Origin of the sequence: Furfurilactobacillus cerevisiae (assembly GCF_048961765.1) — a bacterium.
GTDB classification, from domain to species: domain Bacteria; phylum Bacillota; class Bacilli; order Lactobacillales; family Lactobacillaceae; genus Furfurilactobacillus; species Furfurilactobacillus milii_A.
On record NZ_CP185253.1, the window covers coordinates 1,233,419 to 1,253,327 of the forward strand.

At 42.3% G+C, this 19,909-nt stretch carries 16 protein-coding genes and 5 pseudogenes; 6 read left to right on the top strand and 15 right to left on the bottom strand.

The features are described from left to right. The first annotated feature begins 377 nt into the window (after positions 1-377). Positions 378-1,307: an IS30-like element ISLpl1 family transposase gene (locus tag ABUE36_RS05855; RefSeq protein ID WP_096109805.1), complete on the top strand. Its 930-nt coding sequence runs from the start codon at positions 378-380 to the stop codon at positions 1,305-1,307. Positions 1,308-1,364: 57 nt separating this feature from the next. Continuing rightward, on the top strand, positions 1,365-2,213 hold the full coding sequence (locus tag ABUE36_RS05860; RefSeq protein ID WP_421017347.1) for an acyltransferase family protein: 849 nt from the start codon (positions 1,365-1,367) through the stop codon (positions 2,211-2,213). Here the strand turns inward: ABUE36_RS05860 and ABUE36_RS05865 are convergent. After that, on the bottom strand, positions 2,143-3,063 hold the full coding sequence (locus tag ABUE36_RS05865) for an IS30-like element ISLsa1 family transposase (RefSeq protein ID WP_011373852.1): 921 nt from the start codon (positions 3,061-3,063) through the stop codon (positions 2,143-2,145). The two genes, ABUE36_RS05860 and ABUE36_RS05865, sit on opposite strands and share 71 nt — an antisense overlap. 401 nt (positions 3,064-3,464) lie before the next feature. Between ABUE36_RS05865 and ABUE36_RS05870 the strand changes: the two genes are divergently transcribed. Then, complete coding sequence (locus ABUE36_RS05870; protein ID WP_421017348.1) at positions 3,465-4,706, top strand: aminoacyltransferase; 1,242 nt, start codon at positions 3,465-3,467, stop codon at positions 4,704-4,706. Positions 4,707-4,757: 51 nt separating this feature from the next. Here ABUE36_RS05870 and ABUE36_RS05875 read toward each other — a convergent pair whose 3' ends face one another. The 6 genes and pseudogenes from ABUE36_RS05875 to ABUE36_RS05900 all read right to left on the bottom strand — a co-directional run bounded on the left by ABUE36_RS05875 (position 4,758) and on the right by ABUE36_RS05900 (position 10,096). After that, the gene (locus ABUE36_RS05875; protein ID WP_421017349.1) at positions 4,758-5,552 is read right to left on the bottom strand and encodes an energy-coupling factor transporter transmembrane component T family protein; all 795 of its coding nucleotides are present in this window, start codon (positions 5,550-5,552) and stop codon (positions 4,758-4,760) included. A gap of 39 nt (positions 5,553-5,591) precedes the next feature. Next, on the bottom strand, positions 5,592-6,569 hold the full coding sequence (locus tag ABUE36_RS05880; RefSeq protein WP_421017350.1) for a polyprenyl synthetase family protein: 978 nt from the start codon (positions 6,567-6,569) through the stop codon (positions 5,592-5,594). After that, positions 6,566-7,126, bottom strand: coding sequence for a Gx transporter family protein (locus tag ABUE36_RS05885; RefSeq protein WP_178942707.1), 561 nt, complete (start codon positions 7,124-7,126; stop codon positions 6,566-6,568). Before ABUE36_RS05885 ends, ABUE36_RS05880 begins: the two co-directional genes overlap by 4 nt. After that, entirely contained in the window at positions 7,123-7,587 is a 465-nt protein-coding gene (locus ABUE36_RS05890) for a NusG domain II-containing protein (RefSeq protein WP_017261605.1), read from the bottom strand. The genes ABUE36_RS05885 and ABUE36_RS05890 overlap by 4 nt, the downstream gene beginning before the upstream one ends. A 387-nt stretch (positions 7,588-7,974) precedes the next feature. Beyond that, a pseudogene (locus tag ABUE36_RS05895) lies at positions 7,975-9,018 on the bottom strand (NADH dehydrogenase FAD-containing subunit); the annotation flags it as partial. A 148-nt stretch (positions 9,019-9,166) separates the two neighbouring features. Further along, on the bottom strand, positions 9,167-10,096 hold the full coding sequence (locus ABUE36_RS05900) for an IS30-like element ISLpl1 family transposase (protein ID WP_096109805.1): 930 nt from the start codon (positions 10,094-10,096) through the stop codon (positions 9,167-9,169). An 84-nt stretch (positions 10,097-10,180) separates the two neighbouring features. Here ABUE36_RS05900 and ABUE36_RS05905 point away from each other — a divergent pair, with 84 nt between their 5' ends. Then, positions 10,181-11,116: an IS30-like element ISLpl1 family transposase gene (locus tag ABUE36_RS05905; protein ID WP_421017468.1), complete on the top strand. Its 936-nt coding sequence runs from the start codon at positions 10,181-10,183 to the stop codon at positions 11,114-11,116. Between the two features lie 2 nt (positions 11,117-11,118). Here the strand turns inward: ABUE36_RS05905 and ABUE36_RS05910 are convergent. Next, a pseudogene (locus ABUE36_RS05910) lies at positions 11,119-11,988 on the bottom strand (NAD(P)/FAD-dependent oxidoreductase); the annotation flags it as partial. 490 nt (positions 11,989-12,478) lie between these two features. Between ABUE36_RS05910 and ABUE36_RS05915 the strand changes: the two are divergent. Together ABUE36_RS05915 and ABUE36_RS05920 are read left to right on the top strand one after the other, a co-directional pair. After that, positions 12,479-13,477, top strand: a complete 999-nt coding sequence (locus ABUE36_RS05915) for a 1,4-dihydroxy-2-naphthoate prenyltransferase (protein ID WP_421017351.1) — start codon at positions 12,479-12,481, stop codon at positions 13,475-13,477. Further along, entirely contained in the window at positions 13,478-14,452 is a 975-nt protein-coding gene (locus ABUE36_RS05920) for a UbiA family prenyltransferase (protein ID WP_421017352.1), read from the top strand. Between the two features lie 136 nt (positions 14,453-14,588). Here ABUE36_RS05920 and ABUE36_RS05925 read toward each other — a convergent pair. From ABUE36_RS05925 to ABUE36_RS05955, 7 genes and pseudogenes are all read right to left on the bottom strand, one after another. Continuing rightward, a pseudogene (locus tag ABUE36_RS05925) lies at positions 14,589-15,068 on the bottom strand (D-alanyl-D-alanine carboxypeptidase); the annotation flags it as partial. Positions 15,069-15,140: 72 nt separating this feature from the next. Further along, positions 15,141-15,383 (bottom strand): annotated as a pseudogene (locus tag ABUE36_RS05930) (ATP-binding protein); the annotation flags it as partial. 9 nt (positions 15,384-15,392) lie between these two features. Then, positions 15,393-16,322: an IS30-like element ISLpl1 family transposase gene (locus tag ABUE36_RS05935; protein WP_096109805.1), complete on the bottom strand. Its 930-nt coding sequence runs from the start codon at positions 16,320-16,322 to the stop codon at positions 15,393-15,395. 90 nt (positions 16,323-16,412) lie between these two features. Continuing rightward, positions 16,413-16,925, bottom strand: a pseudogene (locus ABUE36_RS05940) (ATP-binding protein); the annotation flags it as partial. 9 nt (positions 16,926-16,934) lie between these two features. Beyond that, complete coding sequence (istA, locus tag ABUE36_RS05945) at positions 16,935-18,158, bottom strand: IS21 family transposase (protein WP_003555353.1); 1,224 nt, start codon at positions 18,156-18,158, stop codon at positions 16,935-16,937. A 99-nt stretch (positions 18,159-18,257) separates the two neighbouring features. Then, positions 18,258-18,677: a serine hydrolase gene (locus ABUE36_RS05950; protein WP_421017353.1), complete on the bottom strand. Its 420-nt coding sequence runs from the start codon at positions 18,675-18,677 to the stop codon at positions 18,258-18,260. Positions 18,678-18,923: 246 nt separating this feature from the next. Beyond that, on the bottom strand, positions 18,924-19,505 hold the full coding sequence (locus ABUE36_RS05955; protein ID WP_421017354.1) for a L,D-transpeptidase: 582 nt from the start codon (positions 19,503-19,505) through the stop codon (positions 18,924-18,926). Positions 19,506-19,909 lie beyond the last annotated feature (404 nt).

The window sequence follows — 19,909 nt, forward strand, 5'->3', positions numbered from 1 at the left end:
ATTTTTGATACCTCTTTAGACAGAACGGATAATTTCTTGTCCGCTTTATCTGGAGGGGTGTTTTTTTGTTTATTTATTAGAGGGTACCATTCAGGTTTCTAATATCAGTACAAGTTAGCAATTATATGTACTTTGACAGGTTAAGCTGTTCTTCTAAACGCTTACATATTATTATGACAGTGTGTTTAATAATTATTGAAGGGGCGGAGTTTAATAATGGGACTACATAAGAAATTATTTCGGACAATTTTATTGTTCGGATTGTCATTTAGCTTCTTAGTAGATTGTAAAATTAATCCGAACGCTGTTCGGACAAAAAAGATCAGCTTCCTTTAAAATGGTGTTTACAACAAACCCATCTTTTAGGAGCTGATCTTTTGTCTAGTATAACCTATTCCGAACGAATTAAAATCGAAACCTTTTGTGAACTAGGGCTGTCCAATATCCAAATGGGCGTTCGGCTGAACCGATCACCGTCAACAATTTCTTATGAATTATCTCGATGTCAACCTTATCAGGCTGAATTAGCACAAACAGATGCCGAATACAAGCGATCACGATGTGGTCGGAAAACTAAGCTGAGCGATGAGTTAAAGCAAACAATTCTCAACCATTTACATCTAAGCTGGTCACCAGGAATGATTGCTCACGAATTTAAACTAGCGACTAAATCTATTTATAATTGGCTAAATCAGGGGAGAATTGGTTTCTCCTTGAATGATCTACCTGAACATGGCGTACGCCAACGGCGTAACGTTGACCAACGATCCAAATATAATCAATCTTTGGGGCGATCGATTGAACAGCGTCCCATGATGATTAATCAACGTAATCGCATCGGTGATTTTGAACTAGATACCGTCGTTGGCCCTCGTGGGCATAGTAAGGCAGTTTTATTAACTTTAATCGATCGCAAATCACGGTTCCTTTGGGCATATCGGTTAAAGGACCGAACGACAGCGAGTGTTAATGAAGCACTGACTAAGTTCCTAACAACTTTTAATGGACCGGTGCACAGTTTTACTGTGGACCGTGGTACTGAGTTTAGTGGGCTAGTATCATTTGAATCACAATATGGTATTAAGACCTATTACTGTCATGCTTATACGCCAGCTGAACGTGGTAGTAATGAACGCTTTAATCGGAATTTACGTTATTTTTATCCTAAGGGGACTCGTTTTGAGCACATTAGTGCTCAAGATTTAACGACGACGTTACTCCAAATTAACCAGAGACCGCTTAAAATACTTGACTGGAAAACACCGTATCAGGTTATGCTGACCAATTTGTCCAAAAATTCGGATTAAATTTGCAATCTACCATATACATATACTTTTTCTGACTTTGCCAGAATTCTATTTGCAGTGCATGTACCAATATTCTTTGTATTATCTGGCTATTTATTTAAATCTCGTCAGTATAAGAGACTCTTTAGTGGTTTAAACAACAACATCTTATTGCCCTATGCTGCTACAGCTGTAATTATTATTATTATTTCTTGGTTTGCGTTCCATTTTCCAAGTATTCGCGAGATTCAAGGAATAGGTAATGGTCACTACGCACTTTTGGCGGCCGTTTACGGTGTGGGCACCAATACGCAATTAGGTGGTACTAATGGCATTATGGTTCCAGCAATTGGTGCAATTTGGTTTTTACTGGCAATGTTTGTCGGCAATGTGATTTTTAATTCAATATTATTATTGATAAAGAGATGGAAGCATCAAATGATAGGTTTATATGTCATTTCAATAATTCTTGCGATAGTAGGCTTTGTTACGGCAAGAATTGTTTTATTGCCTTGGTCCATCAATGCTGCGCTTATTAGTCAGATCTTTTATACCTTTGGTTATATGTTACGGAAATATGATATTGTTGAAAACTGGAAAATATGGCAATTGGTATTAGGCATAGCTTTATGGAGCGCTTCTGTTTGGTCAGGCTTTTTCTACCTTAATGTTGCGTATGCAAACAATATCTTTTTAGCTATTGTCGGAGCGTGCGGCGCTAGCTTCGTGCTAATTATCGTTTCTAAAGGATTGGCTGCGTACATTCATCATCTCGGGTGGTTAACTCTGTTTGGCCGGGAATCACTTATCGTCATGTGTGTTCACGTTATTGATTTGGACACGGCAAATTACAAGTTTAATCCGAACAAGCCCGGAATCTTTCAATGGCAGTCTGTTGATGATGTATTTTTAATGGTCGTTGATTAATTAGTTCAAGTGCTGCTAGGATCTCATCAGTCGTTACTTGGCTAAAATTGGTCTTTTTCGGGAAGAACCAGCGTAACCGTCTATTAAAATATTCATTGGAACCTCGCTCCCATGGTGAATATGGATGGCAAAAATAAACTTTGATCTGATAATCCTGTTCTAAGGCCTGATAATTGGCAAACTCTTTACCATGATCAACAGTAATGGATTTTACTTGGGGACCGAAGGCCCCCATAAACTTGCCAAAGGCGGTGTTTAGAGCCTTAGCCGTTCTATTAGGGGCTTTGATGGCCCATAGAAGTCGGGTCTTACGTTCTACGAATGTAACCAGACATGATCGTGACTCACTTCGACTAGAAAGCACCGTATCTACTTCCCAATGACCAAAAGCTAACCGTTGATTAACAGTTGTTGGCCGTTGTTCGATGGAAGTCCCACTTGTAAATTTCCCACGATTTTCGCTCACTCGGTGCTGGCGGACATTCCGATTGGGTAGATCAGTCAATTTGAAGGGGAGCCAGCCACGATTAAGCCAATTATAAATTGACGCAGTGCTCAAGTTATAAGCGGCCGCAATGGTTTCTGGTGACCAGGTTAATCGTAAGTGATTGGTAATTAAAGTCGCTAATGCTGCCGTCAGCATCGAACGACGACCGCAATTCCGCCTTTTGCGATCTGCATCTTGCTGAGCTAATTCTGGATCATAAGGTTTAACCCGGTCCAACTCATAGCTAATCGTAGCTTTGGCGACGCCTAAGGCGTCAGCCATTACTTGGTAAGATTTATTCCCCTCATTGACCAGTTGTGCTAGTGCGCCACGTTGAAAACGTGATAAAGTAGATGTACCCAAAGTAATCACTCCCTATATTGGTTGGAATTAGCTACTACCATTGTAAGTGATTACTTTGGGCTTTTTAATTTCTGTTCGGATTAATTATAGAATTTGCCACACCATAAAAATCGGTGGCAGTTTATTTCAACTTTTATCAACACACAGTAATGCGTTAATTGGTGTTGTTGTTGTAATTGTTTACAGAGTTGTGTTAACAACGGTGGCTGTGCTGATAATTCCGAAGATTCCGGTACTAAGATCTCTGTACATGCATCGACAATTTCCGTTTAGACATGCGGCTAAGTAGTTTTGGTTTGATCGTTTTAAAATTTAACTGACGATAGTTTCGTTCAATGGCAAATATGCTAATATATAGGAGTATTTAACCTTTTTGAAGTGGGGCAATTATTATCACAATCATGAATTTTAAAGAACTCGATAAAGATACTTATTACGCTTTTGAGCAACAGCATCCACAAGGCAGTTACACGCAAACACCAGAACAAAAAGAAGTGCTGAGTCGGCGTAACATCGACGCGACATACGTTGGGGTCACTAATGAACACGGGCAGGTGGTTGCCGCGGCCTTATTGACGTCTGAAAAATTACGGATGGGTTATTTGTTTGAAGTCAACGGTGGGCCAATGATGGATTATGGCAACGCAGAGCTGGTTAAAGTAATGACTGACGGGATGGTCAATTACGCCAAGCAACACCATGGTTTGGTATTGCGTTGGTTGCCAAACGTGATCAGTCGTGAATTTGATGATGATGGCAAGGTTATTGCTACACCTAATCAGGATGCCATTGCAAACTTAACGGCGGCGGGCTTTAGTCACTCAGCCGTCAAACCTGGTTATTCCACGATCGAACTGGGTTATCAGTTTGTTAAAAAGATGACTGGTATCACGGCGGATAATGTGGTGGCCAGTTATCAAAAAGACGCCCAATATGCGTTGAAGAAAACGAAACAATTTGGCATTAAATTGCGTCAGTTGGATTATGATGAGCTGCCACAATTTAAACAATATACCGAGGCCACAGCGGAACGGTTGAACTTTAATGATAAAACGTTGGACTACTATCAAGCGACCTACAAAGCTTATGGCGACAAAGTTCAGTTTATCGTGGCTGAACTGAACTTCGACACGTACATTGCTAATCAGCAAAAACAAGCTGATAAGTTACAAGAACGGGTTGACGGCTTAGATGCTAAATTAAAGGATAAGCCAAATAACAAGCATATTAAGAGCCAGCGGCGTGAACTGAGTGACCAAATTAGTCAGCATGAAAAGCGGATTAAAGAGGCTGAAGGCTTTAAACGTGAGGATGGTCAGTCGACCATTCTGTCCGGAGGGATGTTCTTTATCCAGCCACAGGAAATTGCCTACATGTTCAGTTTCACAAATGAAGAATTTAAGAACTTCTACGCCCCTTACATGGTCCAGAATCATATGATTCATGTGGCAATTGAAAATCATGTACCGTTATATAATTTTTATGGGGTATCTGGCATGTTTGATGGGTCCGATGGTGTGCTTGGATTCAAACAGTCATTTACCGGTGTGACACAGGAGATGCTGGGTGCGTTTACCAAACCGGTCAAGCCATTCCAGTATCGATTATACGAATGGCTGAAGAAAGTCACAGGCAGGGAATAGAGATTTAAAAATGGATTTAACACAATTTGTCGTTGTGTTAAATCCATTTTTTTATCGCATTAAGATTAATAGTCCAGTCAAGATCAGTAGAATAAGGACAAACGCACCATCGCGCCCATGAAATTGCTGAATTCGAAACTTAGTTCGGTTGGCTGTTCCAGAGTAACCACGGGCTTCCATCGCGGTGCCTAACTCGTCCGCTCGTCGAAAACTAGTCACCAATTGGGGAATTAACAGAGGGATGAGGGCCTGCATTTGTTGAAAGACGTTGCCCTCGCCAAATTCGACGCCGCGTGAACGTTGTGCGGCCATTAATTGGCTGGTTTCATCCATGAGGTTGGGTACAAACCTGAGTGCCAAAGCAAGCATGAGTGCCACTTCATCTACTGGAAAATGAAACCAGCGCAAGGGGCGCAGCAATGATGCTACAGCATCTGCTAGTGCTAATGGGGCAGTGGTCAGCGTCAGCAGTGTTGAGACAAACACAATAAAGACGAAACGAAGGAACACGTAAAGCCCATTTTGAAGTCCAGTTTGTGAAATGATCAGCCAGCCCCATTGCCAATAAATAGTGCCGCCATGAGTAAACAGTAGCTGCATGGCAACTGTAAAGATTATCAGCCAGAACATTGGTCGCAGACCGCCGAGGAAGAAGCGCAGGCTGAGTCGGGCGCACAACACACCAATCAGAACAAAGCTGTATAGCAACAAATTCGTTTGCCAGTTGTCAGCTAGAAAAATGATTAAGATGAGGTATAACGTTGTTAACAGTTTAACTCGCGGATCTAGACGATGAATGATGCTGGTTCCGGGGATAAAGCGACCTAACAGAAGGGCGTTACTCATGTATCGTGCGCCTCCCTTCATCGGAAAGTAACAATTCTGCTAGGATTGACGATTTAACAATGAACTGGTGAGCTGTGACAAGATGGCGCGAACGGGCATGTCCGGCAATTTCTCAATAGCGGCTAATGCAGTGTCAGTGTAATCTTTGGCTAGCTCTTGTGCTTTAACAACACCACCGTGGTCACGAACGAGTTGATCAACTGCTTTGGCGTCATCGTCCGTCATTTTTAGCCGTTTGCTAAGGTAAGGAGCAAAGGCATCGGGCGCTTCACGTAAGGCGAGAATCAGTGGTGCTGAGTAAACACCTTGGCGCATGTCTTCCTGAACAGGTTTGCCAAACTGACTGCTGCTGGCAGTGTAATCGAGGATATCGTCCAACAACTGGAAAGCAACCCCAATGTTGAGACCAATCGTTTGAGCATTGCGGGCAAAGCGTAGGCTGTTGCCGGATTCATAGGCACCGAGAAAAGTGCTGAGCGCGAATAATTGACCTGTCTTGCCGGAAACTTGGTTCAGGTATTGGTCGATGGTGATAGCCATGTTATACCGTGTGGACATTTGTGCTAACTCACCGTTTAAAATGGCTTCCATATGTTTGCCATCCTGTTGCACACTGCGCAGATCACTGGCATAACCGGCCAGCAGTTTGAAACAAACGGTAAAGAGGTAGTCACCCGCATAGACGGCAGTGTCTTTGCCAAACGTTGCTTGAATAGACGGTAGTCCACGACGCATGTCAGATTCATCAATGATATCGTCGTGAATTAACGTTGCAGTGTGCAAGGTTTCGACAGCAGCGGCCAATGCAATCATTTTGTGACGATCCGTTTGCTTAAATTGTGAAAATAAGAGGCAGTACGCCGGCCGTAACATTTTTCCGCCGGCGTTAATCATGTCTAAAATAGCGTCTCTTACCGGGACGTTATTGGTGGTAATGTTCTGATCAATTAAAGTTAGCACCTGTTCAAGTTCCGTTTGGAGAGCCGGGTACTCACGCCACATTGGGTGAATTTTCATGATTGGTTCCTCTCTAGTGAGTGTTGATGGTCGTACCGAAGTCGACTCAGTGTGTCGACGTGTTCAAATAAAAAGTTTGCAGTAATGCCAATCGCAATTCCGGCAAGAATGCCGATAACCGCTAGAATTGGTAGATAGAGCATGACGGTCCAGCTTTGTGCGACCAAACTGGCAACAGCTAGCTGACCGACATTAAATAGAATTCCACCACTGGCCGAAATGCCAATCATGCTGACCCGTTTCTCACCGAGCTGTTTGATTAACAGCATGCCCAGCCAAGATAGAAGGGCACCAGCTGCACTATACATAAAGGTGGCCACGGTACCACCAAGCAAGGTCGTCAACAGCAAACGCATACTCATGAGCAAAAAGCTGTCGCCAACGGGCATCGTGAATAATGAAACCAGGGTAATAATGTTTGAAAGGCCTAATTTTGCGCCTGGTGCGAATGCAAACGGAAACGGGATCATTCGTTCAAGTAAACCGATAATCACGCCCTGAGCGCATAAGAGGGCAATGTAGATGTACTGTCGTGTTCTTGATGACTGAACATTCATGGTTTAACAAGTCCTCCCGTAGAGTTGCTGTGTGTGGCACCGTTTGAACTCTTCACTTCTACCAACACCTTGTGCGGCAGACAAACGATGGTTTGACCAGGTTTGCTGATCGCTGAGTGGTGAACACAAATTTGATCGGGACAGTTGGCATCACTGATTTGAATACGATTATCAGTAACCAACGTGTCGTTATAGGCACCGTGACCCATTGTGAAATGATAACGTGTTTTACCTTGATGCCCAGTTAACCGAATCCGTTTAAGTACATGACCATTGTGGGAAACCACAGCGGTATACACTTCGTGACTTTTGGCCGTTGTTTGAGCGGCTGCCTGGTGATGTTGGCTAGTGGTGAAGACCATCAGGGGGATGAAGGATCCGATAATCAGTAGGGTCACGATGATGATGTCAAACGGTCGGATCATTTTCAAATACCGCTTGACTGTGGGAGAAAGCTTCACGTAATCACACTTTCTTTCATTATTAAAACTGTTACATATTTACCTATAGAGTTGGACGCCTGCCGTTACTTCGGTCAGAGATGCCGTTCCATGGGACCGGTTTGAGCCCCAACACCGGTCTCAAAGCTCGTCCAGCACCACTGAGTAGCCCAAAGCGCTACTTAGTGGTGCTATCACGGAACTTTATCTCTGACCGAATCCACTACCTTGAGGCATATCAATTAATCAGTAACATCAAACCGAAAACGGGGTTAGTGGTACCAATAAGTAGGGACATATTTTTCAAAATGCTCTCAAGTCGGGCTACGGCATCACTCTGTTCCAAAAAAGAGCCCTAGGGCAAGTCTACCCTAGAACTCTACCACTGACAATATAAGCTATGAATGATTACTTCATGACATCGCTGCCATACAAGGCTTTCGGAGTTCCATATCGCCACTTGCCGAAGACCCGTTGTAGGTAAGGCACTACCCACTTGTCGAGACCAAACGCACGACCAGAACCGTTCATGCAGGCAATTGCGACGAAGAAGATCCACATGTTAACCCAGTAGAACATGCCACTAAGACTGAAGACAACAACCATGGCTGCTGAAGCAGCTGACATCACCCAGGTGAACAAACCGAGAACCAAACAAACCCCAATAAAGATTTCAATAATGGTCATAAACTTTTGCATGAAGAAGGCCGTTTGCTGGTTTGGAACAAATACTTGAGTTACGGCTTGGAACCAGTGTGGCATCTTTGAGAAGACCATCTGTGGATCATGACCGTAATCGTAGGAAAGAGAGAACATTGTTGGATTTGCAGTAGCCGTGGTACTTGCTGCGCCACTTGCACCGCTAGCTGCACTGGTAGCCACAGCACCGCCACCACCAGATCCAGCAGCACTAGCACCGCTAGTTGTTGCTGGCTTTAACCATGAGAATGGTAACCGCAGCTTAGGCAAGAACCATGAGCCTTTGCCCTGAATCTTTGGCCAAATATCAACCAACCACATCATACCTAGGAAAATCCGTGCAGGGACAGTCCATAGTACGTTACCTTGACGAGAAATGTGACCGCGGAAGAGATTCCGATTATGACGGGTCCGGAAGAACTCATGCATGCAGTACTGGAAGAGGTAGTAGGCTGAGTAAACTTGAATGAAGTAGAGGATATTAACCAAATGCTTCATTAAAATGGCCCAGAAGTTAGATAGGTGAATCTTGCCCATCAAGTTGGCAACCCCATATTGAGAACCCAAGGAAACCATGAATCCTGAATAGTTCGGCTTGAATTCGACTAATGGTTTGCCATCCTCTGTGTTAATGATGTTGGAAACGGCAGCTTGAGCTGTTTCCTCGGCACCTTGGACAATTTGTGGTTGACCCTTACCGGAACCGTCTTCATCAAGTAAGGATACGTCACCAACAACAAAGATGTTTGGATCTTCTGATTGAGTGTACTTATTTGGTAGATTGTAAAATTAATCCGAACGCTGTTCGGACAAAAAAGATCAGCTTCCTTTAAAATGGTGTTTACAACAAACCCATCTTTTAGGAGCTGATCTTTTGTCTAGTATAAGGTAGATTGCAAATTTAATCCGAATTTTTGGACAAATTGGTCAGCATAACCTGATACGGTGTTTTCCAGTCAAGTATTTTAAGCGGTCTCTGGTTAATTTGGAGTAACGTCGTCGTTAAATCTTGAGCACTAATGTGCTCAAAACGAGTCCCCTTAGGATAAAAATAACGTAAATTCCGATTAAAGCGTTCATTACTACCACGTTCAGCTGGCGTATAAGCATGACAGTAATAGGTCTTAATACCATATTGTGATTCAAATGATACTAGCCCACTAAACTCAGTACCACGGTCCACAGTAAAACTGTGCACCGGTCCATTAAAAGTTGTTAGGAACTTAGTCAGTGCTTCATTAACACTCGCTGTCGTTCGGTCCTTTAACCGATATGCCCAAAGGAACCGTGATTTGCGATCGATTAAAGTTAATAAAACTGCCTTACTATGCCCACGAGGGCCAACGACGGTATCTAGTTCAAAATCACCGATGCGATTACGTTGATTAATCATCATGGGACGCTGTTCAATCGATCGCCCCAAAGATTGATTATATTTGGATCGTTGGTCAACGTTACGCCGTTGGCGTACGCCATGTTCAGGTAGATCATTCAAGGAGAAACCAATTCTCCCCTGATTTAGCCAATTATAAATAGATTTAGTCGCTAGTTTAAATTCGTGAGCAATCATTCCTGGTGACCAGCTTAGATGTAAATGGTTGAGAATTGTTTGCTTTAACTCATCGCTCAGCTTAGTTTTCCGACCACATCGTGATCGCTTGTATTCGGCATCTGTTTGTGCTAATTCAGCCTGATAAGGTTGACATCGAGATAATTCATAAGAAATTGTTGACGGTGATCGGTTCAGCCGAACGCCCATTTGGATATTGGACAGCCCTAGTTCACAAAAGGTTTCGATTTTAATTCGTTCGGAATAGGTTATACTAGACAAAAGATCAGCTCCTAAAAGATGGGTTTGTTGTAAACACCATTTTAAAGGAAGCTGATCTTTTTTGTCCGAACAGCGTTCGGATTAATTTTACAATCTACTATAACCTATTCCGAACGAATTAAAATCGAAACCTTTTGTGAACTAGGGCTGTCCAATATCCAAATGGGCGTTCGGCTGAACCGATCACCGTCAACAATTTCTTATGAATTATCTCGATGTCAACCTTATCAGGCTGAATTAGCACAAACAGATGCCGAATACAAGCGATCACGATGTGGTCGGAAAACTAAGCTGAGCGATGAGTTAAAGCAAAAAATTCTCAACCATTTACGTCTAAGCTGGTCACCAGGAATGATTGCTCACGAATTTAAACTAGCTACTAAATCTATTTATAATTGGCTAAATCAGGAGAGAATTGATTTCTCCTTGAATGATCTACCTGAACATGGCGTACGCCAACGGCGTAACGTTGACCAACGATCCAAATATAATCAATCTTTGGGGCGATCAATTGAACAGCGTCCCATGATGATTAATCAACGTAATCGCATCGGCGATTTTGAACTAGATACAGTCGTTGGTCCTCGTGGGCATAGTAAGGCAGTTTTATTAACTTTAATCGATCGAAAATCACGGTTCCTTTGGGCATACCGGTTAAAAGATCGGACGACAGTGACTGTTAATGAAGCACTAACTAAGTTCCTAACCACTTTTAATGGTCCGGTGCACAGCTTTACTGTGGACCGTGGCACTGAGTTTAGTGGGCTAGTATCACTTGAATCACAATATGGTATTAAGACCTATTACTGCCATGCTTATACGCCAGCTGAACGTGGTAGTAATGAACGCTTTAATCGGAATTTACGTTATTTTTATCCTAAAGGGACTCGTTTTGAACACATTAGTGCTCAAGATTTAACGACGACGTTACTCCAAATTAACCAGCGACCGCTTAAAATACTCGACTGGCAAACACCGTATCAGGTTATGCTGACAAATTTGTCCAAAAATTCGGATTAAATTTGCAATCTACCATTTACTTTGATTCGGCCGGCACGACCTTGTTCCAAACCGAAGTTGGCGGCTTGATCCGTTGCTTTAACACCGGCAGTCCAAATTAACGTGCAAGTTGGGAAGGTGGAGCCGTCTTTGAGGTCAACGTGATCTTCATGGACACCGACAACACCGGTGTTCTTCATGATCTTGATACCACGTTTGGTCATGTAACGTTCCGCTTTATCGGCATCGCGGCGGTCCAACATGTTCATGATGGTTGGCGCCATTTCCATCAAGGTAAACTTGATTTCAGTTGGATCAAGTTTGTTATCCTTGGCCAATTGGTCACGCCAGTCGCGCATTTCGCCAATCGTTTCAGTACCGGTGAACCCGGAACCAACGACAACAAACGACAACAATGCTTTACGTTTGTCTGGGTCGGTTTCGATAGCACCTGCACGAACAGATTTTTCAATGTGTTCTTTAAGGGCTACGGCCTGTTCCCAAGACCCCAAGGTGAATCCATGTTCTTTGACACCAGGTGTGCCGAAATCGTTCGGCTGTGAGCCAATGCCTAAGATGACATAGTCGTAATCAAACGAACCGTGTTCTGTAACGACCTTTTTATCGGTTCGGTTAATTGACTTAACCGTATCCGTCACTAATTGAACGTTCTTGCGACGGCAGAATAAACGTTGTAAATCATACTGAATGGCGGTTGCATCCACCCGGTTGGCGGCAATTTCATGTAACTCCGTCATGTAGGTGAAGTACGAATGCTTGTCGATCAGCGTGATTTTAACGTTGGAATCCTTTTTGAAATGCTTGGCCAGATGCTTGGTGGCGTAAACGCCAGCGAAGCCGGCACCAACGACAACAATATTCTTTTGGGCCATTTCCAACAACTCCTCTGAGATAATATAAAAGTTATAAATAAGTGCATTAACTATGAAACAATTATAGCGTTTACATTCGTCAATTGTCTAGACCTTCAAGAATATATTCACAAAAAGAAATCATTTATTGTGCACAATTATGTTAATTTTAGAAACCGTTTCCAAAATTGATAAACAAGGGATAAGACAAAATGCACTATTTATTGTTGCTTTTAACAAAGTGAAAAAAGTCGCATTTTGCGTAATATGTTTCACAAGCTAACCTCTTGCCGTTAAATTATGCTGAATTCGAGGAAACAAGTGTACACGTTAAGAAATCAATCAGAAGCTTAAGTCATGGCTGGGTTAATGAGCATGATTTTTGGCCACTATTGGTAAAGCATTCGAGTTTCCGATATCATGGAAGTAAGTTGTTGTGACCCTTGCAAGAGAGCGAAACGGATGAGAGATAGTTTCGGTTATGTAACGGGTCAAAGTTGAGGGGGAAGCTATGAGATTATCATCTTTCGGTGAATTAGTGGCGATGCGAACAAAGCTTGCCAGTATTTTACCGTTTTTAGTGGGGGTCTTTTTTGCCATCAATTTGGGGTATGACATAAATTGGGCAAATACAATTATTTTGTTCGTCGTGACATTGACACTAGCGATGGCGACTACTGGTATTAGTAATTTAGTGGTCTACAATAAGTCACAAGGATCAGTGAGCGCACAGTCACAAACGGTTATTGGCCAACGTCAGCTGCCGTTGTTATTGGTTCAACTCATGCTCGTGGTGATGTTGACAGTGGCCACTTGTCTTGGTATCTGGCTAGCTTGGCGAACTAACTTAATGCTTTTACTGTTAGGAATAGTTGGGTTTGGCATCGCCATCTTTTATACGATTGGTCCCGTGCCATTGTCCCGTTTACCACTTGGCGAAGTATTCGTGGGTGGTTCCTTGGGATTATTGCTACCGTTCACGGCTGTCTATGTAAATGTGCCATCACAGAAACTGATTGGTATTATTCTGCACTGGCCGGGGATGCTTGTTATGGGCAACTTGTGGTCATTAATTGCTGTTGTGTTGCTTTGTTTACCGTTAATGGCGACGATGGCTAATTTAATGTTTGCAGAAAATATTATTGGGTTACGCAATCAAACAGTTGATGAGAATAAACACACCTTACCTGAGTATTTGGGGCAGCGGTGGAGTCTAATCGTTTACCGTAGTTTCCTCGTTATTGGTTTTCTCGGTGTTATCATCGGCATGGCGACAGGAATGTTATCTTGGTGGTTAGCGGTCATTATGGTATCAGTGCCAGCTGTTGTACTTAACGATCGTCATTTTAAACAGTTGATTGAGGAAAAAGTAACGACAACTGACACTGACACATCGGCATCCAAACATTACGGTTTGTTTCAAACTGAGTTATGGCCGGCAATCAGTAATATCCTTTGGGTCAATGGATCATTATTACTGGGATTGATTTTGGAAACGGTGGTGCAATAAATGAAAACAGACTATAAATCGTTAACATGGCCACTGTTTTTGGAGCTTATTCGTTTGCCAGCCAAAACAGCCAGTTTGCTACCATTTTTATTAGGGACAGCGTACGCATATTACGCCTTTGGTCAATTTAACTGGCTGAACACGCTGATTTATTTTATTGGACAGATGAGCATTGCATTCTTCGTGACGGGTTTTAATAATGTTCAGGATTATTACAAAGCCAAGGACTTAGCCTACCGTGGCCGGGATAATATTTTAGGCCGGGAACATTTGAACCCACATCACATGATGGCGCTAATGATGGTGTTTCTAATCATTGCATGTAGCATGGGAATCCTGCTGATAATCCGGACAAACTTAGTGTTGCTCTTTATCGGTGGGTTAGCCATTTTGATTGCAATCACATACACGGCTGGGCCAGTGCCATTATCACGAATGCCATTAGGAGAAATATTAAGTGGTTTATGTGAAGGTTTCGGTACAATCTTTATTGCAGCTTACGTTAACTTGCCAAAGCAATTGCCGATCGCGATGTATTTTGATGGCTGGCACTTTGTCATTACCGCTAATTTGGCCGTGATTCTGACATTGTTCGTGATTGCTTTGCCAATTGTGATTTTAGACGGTGGGGTTATGTATGCCGACAATATTTGTGACCTGCAACAAGATATGAAAAACCAACGTTTTACGTTACCTTATTATTTGGGAAAACAACGGGCCGTAAAACTTTATCCGTTCGTGCCTGGAATGGCATTTGTCTTTGTACTTATTGAAATCTTGCTTGGCTGGTTACCGTGGTTAATGATCGTTGTGTTCGGTTTGATTCCAGTTGTGATTCGGAATACGAAGGCCTTTCTCGCGGTTCAAGATAAAGGTAAAACGTTTATTACTGCGATTCAGAATTTGTTAAGCGTTGCTTCTTTGGAAGTTGCCGTATTAGTAGCAATGGATATAATCAGATTATTAAAGTCCTAATCAACTAATTGGCATTGCCAAATCGCCATTTTTCAGTAAAAGTGATCTTAAAAAACACGTCCGTTTTTCAATGCTTGCAGCCAAGGATTGAAAAACGGACGTGTTTTAATTGTATGTGTCAATTTATACTAAAAAGTTACTGGGCGATCTTTTGGAATGATGTCGTGAACAACTGATGTGTAATTTGGAAGACCTGATCCTTGTTGGCATAATCGGCGCCCAACACAACGGTGATTACTCGATGGTGATGCTTTTTGGCTGTACCAACAAAACAATTGCCTGCACCTTCTGAAGATCCGGTTTTTAATCCATCAACAGGTGTGTCGTCAAAGTGGTCCGGCTGTGTCGGCAACATTCGATTTTCAGTTGGAAATGATCCTAAGAGATTGAAATTTACCCGTGGTTCACTTGCAATACTCAATAACTGATCACCATAGTGACTTAAAGTCTTTCTGGCGACTGTTGCAACATCTTTGGCACTCATCTTATTTTCCGCGTCTTCAGGTGTGCCAGTGACGCGTAAATCGCCAATCAAGTCATTGTTTAGACCAGTCACGTTAACAAGTTGGTAATGTTTCAGATGCCACACGTGTGCCTGATGGTTTATTTGCTTAACGGCTTTTTCTTGGTGTCAAGGGCAGTTTAAAAATGTAGGTTTTCGGCAGAAAGAAATGTAGGTTTTCGGCAGTTACTTGAGGCCACGTAATCGGTAAGATTTACCAGTGATCTTCACTACGTGAACATGATGAACCAAGCGATCGAGAATGGCTGCTGTCACAGTTGGGTTCTGGAAAATATCAACCCAAGCGGATAGATCACTATTGCTGGTAATGATCGTTGAATGCTTTTCATAGCGGGCATTGACTAGCTGAAATAAGAGGTTAGCTTCTTGGTGACCAATTGGCAAATACCCAATTTCATCAATAGGTAGATTGCAAATTTAATCCGAATTTTTGGACAAATTGGTCAGCATAACCTGATACGGTGTTTTCCAGTCAAGTATTTTAAGCGGTCTCTGGTTAATTTGGAGTAACGTCGTCGTTAAATCTTGAGCACTAATGTGCTCAAAACGAGTCCCCTTAGGATAAAAATAACGTAAATTCCGATTAAAGCGTTCATTACTACCACGTTCAGCTGGCGTATAAGCATGACAGTAATAGGTCTTAATACCATATTGTGATTCAAATGATACTAGCCCACTAAACTCAGTACCACGGTCCACAGTAAAACTGTGCACCGGTCCATTAAAAGTTGTTAGGAACTTAGTCAGTGCTTCATTAACACTCGCTGTCGTTCGGTCCTTTAACCGATATGCCCAAAGGAACCGTGATTTGCGATCGATTAAAGTTAATAAAACTGCCTTACTATGCCCACGAGGGCCAACGACGGTATCTAGTTCAAAATCACCGATGCGATTACGTTGATTAATCATCATGGGACGCTGTTCAATCGATCGCCCCAAAGATTGATTATATTTGGATCGTTGGTCAACGTTACGCCGTTGGCGTACGCCATGTTCAGGTAGATCATTCAAGGAGAAACCAATTCTCCCCTGATTTAGCCAATTATAAATAGATTTAGTCGCTAGTTTAAATTCGTGAGCAATCATTCCTGGTGACCAGCTTAGATGTAAATGGTTGAGAATTGTTTGCTTTAACTCATCGCTCAGCTTAGTTTTCCGACCACATCGTGATCGCTTGTATTCGGCATCTGTTTGTGCTAATTCAGCCTGATAAGGTTGACATCGAGATAATTCATAAGAAATTGTTGACGGTGATCGGTTCAGCCGAACGCCCATTTGGATATTGGACAGCCCTAGTTCACAAAAGGTTTCGATTTTAATTCGTTCGGAATAGGTTATACTAGACAAAAGATCAGCTCCTAAAAGATGGGTTTGTTGTAAACACCATTTTAAAGGAAGCTGATCTTTTTTGTCCGAACAGCGTTCGGATTAATTTTACAATCTACTAATAATTAATAGGTCATAGCGCGAATAGCGGCTTAGAGATCGATCAAGCAGTCCTTTTTCGTAAGCTGCTCTCAATCTAATCAACAGCTCATGACAATTAATAAAGAGAACCCGACAGCCCTGTTTACAGGCCTCAATCCCAATACTAATTGCCAAGTGGGTTTTACCGACTCCCGGATTGCCAATAAAGATTAAGTTTTCAGACTTTTCCATAAAAGCCAGATTCTGGAATTCCAGAACCTCTTGGCGATTCATACTGGGTTGAAAGCTAAAATCAAATGTATCTAGGGATTTTGTATTGGGGAACCGAGCACGGCCAATGGCCCGTGCAATCTGACCTTCGTGTCGATTCTGGAGTTCCGAATTAGTTAAATCAATTAGCGCCTCAGTTAATGACAGATTATCAGTGTGAATTTGATCAAGGTAATTCGGCAAGTATTCACGGATTTTGTTTAACCCTAAGCGCTCAAGATTATTTAAAAGAATTTGATTATTAGTGGTCATGGTAGCCTCCTATAAGTTGTCGTAATCAGTCATATGTTCACGAATGTAAGCTGAAATGTCTTCATCTGTCCGCCCTTTAAGCAAATCAGATTTGAGGATATTGAACTGATCTTGGGGGTCATAATTCAGCGAATTGGTAGTTATGGAGTGCGTACGAATTTCTTCTCCGTTATAATAAATGTGAATGCGCTGCTCATCATTGGAGATTTCAACAGCAACCGTACAACCAATGTATCGCGGATCTACTGAGTACTTACATTTGCGGAAATTGATCATGGCCTCCTTCGAAACGACACGGGTAATGTTTTCTTCGAAGTATGGTTCAAGGAGATTAACTGGAACGCGATGAAGGTACTCTTTTTCTTCGTCTAACCATTTCAGGTACGGGACTTCGTCCGTGGCCTGCGAAGTTTCATGATTTAGATCATCTCGGAGCATATGAACTAGTTCGATTAGCTCAGTTCCATCAGCAAATTCAGTATTGTATGGCCGTAAACGTTCAACCGTGCGAGCAAGGGCTTCAACTGCACCTTTAGTTTGTGGTCTGAATGGTCGACAAGCAATTGGTGTGAAACCGGCATCTTTACAGAATTCGTGGAACCGTTCGTTAAAGACAGCGTGGCCAAACTGGGATTTTGTATGATCCACAACGGTTTTCATATTATCAAACCAGATTTCCGTCGGAATACCTCCGGTATGAAGGAAAGCGTCGTGTAAGCAAGAAAAGAGGGTATCTTGGCTCCGATCAAAGGTTAGTGTCATATATTTGAGTTTTGAATAAGGCAATACATACAAGAAAATATTGAATTTAAACAGCTCACCCTCGCTGCTCACTAGGGCCATTTCTTCTTTCCAGTCAACTTGAGCAGAGAGACCAGGGGAATGTTCAATCCGAATGGTAGCTTTCTTAACTCGTTCTCGGCGGGTTTGGCGACAATAATCTTTCACGAGGGTATAGCTGCCGGTAAAGCCCTTCTTCTGGATAAATTTAAAAATTGAAGCAGCCGAACAATTTAGTTCAAGCTTTGAATCGATGGTTTGCTTGAATGGATCCAGTAAACTTGGCCGTTTCGGTCGACCACTTGGTCGGCCCTTAAGTCCAGCTTTGACTTCCTCATAGGCTTTCTTAACGGTTCGATAATCAACATTATATTGCCGGGCAATCTCGGCGAAGTTAGGCTTAATATTTTCAGTCACGTAAATCGTCACTCCTTCTCTTAAATCACGTCTCACATCAAATTCCTCCTACACTCTGATGTGATTCATGATACAAAAAATGTAGGAAAACCAACAGTTCTAACCTGCCGTTTTCCTACATTTTACGGGTGCCTTTTACACTTGGCTCCCAAACATCTTTTGAGCAAGTAATAATACGGAGCTATTGGCTGAATGAATGAGTGATGTGTATAACAAGTCGCGAACCGAATACTTCTTGCCAGCTTGGAGCGGCACATTGGCGAGTCTTGAATCTTGAGATAGGCTGGCAATGTTTGCTGGTGCCGTAACAGTATCCGTTAGCTTAAGTTTTCCTTGGTGGATCTTTTGCAATGCAAAATAAACGGTAAAAAGTTTAGAAATGGACGCAATTGGGCGAACAGTTGACGCATTTTCTTCCTGGTATACATGACCGGTTTTAGCATCAAGGGCCAGTTTGGATACTGGCATTGAATCTGCTTGGACTGGTGTTGCTTGAGAGACAATCACACCGCCCAGAACCGACAGACATAGTAGTATTAGCAAACAGCGTTTCATAATTGTTGCGACCTCCGTAATTGCTGATAGCGTTGAATGACTAGAATGATGAGTGTGACGACTAACATGATTAAAATAAAGGTAGGCGAGACACTAGGCCAGTGAAAAAGGGTGGCTAACAAATCATAAAATAAGTATAGCAATAACATAATCACGAGAGAAAGCAGACAGTTATACAACCACTGATACTTTTTGGAAAAACGTTTAATTTGAAAGGCTAGTTTATCAACAAAAGTCATTATTAGACTAACTCCTTACGATTTTAACGGTCGTGCCTGTTGGAATTGTTTCATAAACCCAACGTGCATCGGGGATGGAGAGATGGACACAGCCATGTGAAGATGGTCGCTTTCCTAGGTCAGCTTCTGGACCTGGCAGGACATGCTTTTGTTCGTCTGTAGGTGTGGAGTGAAACAAATAAACACCGTGATCCTTCCATGATACCCAGTCGTAGGCGCCTTCGTTGAATTTAGGGGCGTAGAAATAGGTGCCCCGTTCCGCCTCAACATGAAATGTACCAGTTGGTGTACTGTCATGCATGCCAGTAGAAGCTAACATCGTATATAAACGTTGCTTACCATTCATAATGTAAACGCGCTGATGTTTTAAAGAGACGAGAATCCAAGCTTGAGGGTACTGAACAAGGTCAGGATATGGTTTGTTAGTGGTCGCAGCTGTCCCTGACGAAGTTTTCTTATTGCTGACAGCTTTGGACTTGGCAACTTTTTCACGTTTAAGGCCTGACTGTGGTCGAGTCGAGGCAAAGCTTGCTTTTGCAAGGTTACCAACGATCGAGACTGTAAAAACAATAAAAACAACCACTAGCATGTGTTTTAACTGATTGACATAATAAAATTCCCCTTATGTGGTTTAAAACAAACTAATCTCCAAACGAAAATTAGCTTAATCGAACTAAATTATTAGTTTTCATACGATACATTACTAATAACATATCATTTTTCGAACAGATAAAGTGATTCAATGTAAATTTTTTGTGAAATTAAAAACCATCAACTTTTAATGTTGGTGGTTTGGTCAAAAAGGTTTACGGGCAAGGTGTCATTATTTTCGCACATAAAATAAGCTTCAGTGCAATGCAGCAATAATCAGGCAGACGATGACTAACCCTAAAACAGAGTAACCGCTGTAAATACGCATTAACCGAGTTGACCTGTGCGCTAATCGGGTCGCGACATAACGGGCTACATTAAGAATCGTTAGGATGATAAAAA